Source organism: Muriicola sp. (genome assembly GCF_049669965.1).
Lineage (GTDB): Bacteria > Bacteroidota > Bacteroidia > Flavobacteriales > Flavobacteriaceae > Muriicola.
Window position 1 is genome coordinate 1 of the sequence record NZ_JBATLB010000268.1, and the last position, 2,987, is coordinate 2,987.

2 protein-coding genes are annotated in these 2,987 nt (G+C 42.0%); both read left to right on the forward strand.

The window, feature by feature from the left end:
- Positions 1 to 2,331: TonB-dependent receptor domain-containing protein (locus tag WBM49_RS13400; RefSeq protein ID WP_424372555.1), on the forward strand; the 2,331-nt coding region annotated here is incomplete at its 5' end.
- A gap of 18 nt (positions 2,332 to 2,349) precedes the next feature.
- A partial coding sequence (locus WBM49_RS13405; protein ID WP_424372556.1) for a SusD/RagB family nutrient-binding outer membrane lipoprotein occupies positions 2,350 to 2,987 on the forward strand: 638 nt, incomplete at its 3' end.

Here is a 2,987-nt window from a genome sequence, read left to right on the forward strand (position 1 = left end):
CCAAGCTTTGACAGAGATGGTGTTGCAGGATGGGGAACTCAGTCTGCTATTGACGACGCCGGAACACTGGCGCATCCTTACTCTACTTCAACCTCTGCCATACGAGCAGCTTTCCCGGAACTCGCAAATGCGCGTTACCCATGGAAGCCTTATGACAGTGTTGAAAAATTCTTTAAGCAAGGAGTGGTTCAAACTCACTCCGTGAATGTCAATGGATCTTCGGATGATGGTACTATGAGCTACAACATGAACTTTGGTCATTTAGATGATCAAGGGTTTACGCCAGGAAACAACCTCAGACGATATACCGTTGGTCTTGGAGGTAGAGCAGTATTATCTAATAAGATCACTGCCTCAGGAACCTTGAACTTTGCAAATACCAATTTCCAGTCACCACCCGTTGCGGCAAGTGAAGGTAACAGTGTATTTGGAACAGGGTCTTCTGTTTTTGCAAACGTATTTTATACACCTATTAGTGTGGACATCCAGGGATTACCATTTGAAAGTCCTGTAGATGGTTCTAGTGTATACTATCGTCAGAACAACAGTATTCAGCATCCACTTTGGACAGTTAAGAATTCCAAGACAGAGCAGGATACAAAACGTGTATTTGGTAATTTTGCCATGGTGTATGATATCAATGACAATCTTAACCTTACCTACCGATTTGGTTTAGATGTGTATAGTGAGAATAACATAACATCTCAAAACAAAGGTGGTGTAGGCGGTAGTGTGGCTGTCCAGAGTGGTATCCTTCAAACCTGGAATAACACCAACACTCTTTTTGATCATAACCTGATCCTAACAGGTCAGTACGAGATCTCTGAAAAAGTTGGTTTCAGCTTTAACGCCGGTGCCACTACCAGAAGTGAAAGATTCGATCAGAATGGTGTTGCCAGTTCAGGACAGCAGGTATTTGGAGTGTTAAGACACTTTAACTTCTCCTTGTTCGAGCCCATCCAATTCTTGAGAGAGCGTAACATTGCCGGGGTATACGGACAGTTAGATTTTGACTATGACCGTATGGTGTATCTTACATTAGCAGGAAGGAATGACTGGGTATCTAACCTGGCTCAGGACAACCGCGCCATCTTTTATCCTTCTGCCAGTTTATCTTTGATTCCAACGAAATTTATTCCTGGACTACAAAGTGAAAACGGTGTAAATTATATGAAACTTAGAGCTGGTTACGGAACATCGGCTAACTTCCCAACAGGATATCCTGTTGCCTCCACTCTAAACCTGGATACACAAAACTTCCAGGATGGGGATGGTAACAATACCGTGACCAACACAAGTGCCAATCTTTTAGGAAACCCTAATTTAAAGCCAGAGTTACTGGCAGAATTAGAATTTGGTATAGAAACCAGATTGTTCGGAAGCCGGGTAACTTTAGATGCCTCCTATTATACAAGGACTACACAAGATCTTATTATAGATCGTCCGTTAGATCCATCCACAGGTTTTACCACAACGCAAACCAACGTTGGGGAGATCAAGTCAGATGGATTTGAAGTAGACGCTACCTTAGCTATCTTTAGGGGTCAGGAAGCAGGTGATTTGGACTGGAGTTTAAATGCAAACTTTTTTACCAATGAATCTGAAGTAACAGATCTTGGATTGGATGCGGAAGATATCATTTTCGCAGGTTTTACTAACTTAGGGAACGCCGCTCGTGTAGGATCGCCTCTCGGAATTATGTTAGGTACAAGAGTTCAGCGTGATGCAGATGATAATTTCGTTGTTGATGCAAACGGTGATTATATCATCGAGAACGGTCTTTTCGAAATTGGAGATCCTAACCCAGACTGGGTATTAAACATTGGAAACAGCTTTAGCTACAAGAACTTTAATTTTAACTTCTTGTTCAACTACACCCACGGTGGGGATATCTATTCCAGAACTGCTTCCGTATTGATCGGTAGAGGTTTAACTACAGACGTGGTAGATCGTTTAAACACGTTTATTCTGCCTGGTGTAAAAGGAGATGGTTCACCTAACGATGTTCAGATCAACAACTCTACATTCTACTTTAACAACGTATTGTTCGGTCCGGATGAATTAGGGGTTTTCGATGGCTCTGTATTCAGGTTACAAGAAGTTTCTTTAGGGTACAGTGTTCCTACTAAATTCTTAGATAAAACACCATTTGGTTCCTTAAGCTTTACTGTTTCCGGATTCAATATGTGGTACGAAGCCATTAACCTTCCAAAGGGAACGAATTTCGATCCTAACGTGGCAGGAGTCGGTATTGGAAATGGTAGAGGATTTGATTATATTAACGGACCAAGTTCCAGAAGATACGGATTCAGTGTAAAAGCATCCTTTTAATTAAAATAAAAATTGATCATGAAAAACATATTTAAATATTTAAGTATTGGTTTGATCGGTGGAGTACTTTTCACTGGGTGTGAAACCACCAATTTAGACCTTACGGACGACCCGAATGCCCTGACACCTGCTCAGGCGGATCCTGACTTCTATTTGAATGAAGTTCAGGTACGATTCGCCAGAGTTGTTGAATCATTGGGAGAGACGGGTGCCGAGACAGTTAGAATGGAATGGATGGGTAGTAGAAACTACCAGAATGCCTATTCCCCTCAAAACTTTGATGGTACCTGGGAAGATGCTTACCAGGAAGTAATAAAGAACGGACGCGATTTAGCGCCTCTGGCAGAAGAAGCTGGCCTTGTACATCACCTAGCTATCGCCCAATTAATAGAAGCGTATACAATTACGCTATTGGTTGATTACTTTGGAGATATTCCTTATTCTGAAGCAATTGGTGGTGCGGATAATTTAAATCCGGCAGTAGATAGTGGTGCGGATATTTATGCGGCAGCGCTGGCTTTAACAGACCAGGCCATTGCCAATTTCAACGCAACGGCGCTTGCAGATCCAGACATCGATTTTTATTATGATGGAGATTGGGATGCATGGGTAAAGGCAGCTAATACGTTAAAAATGAGGTTACATCTTAATTTAGG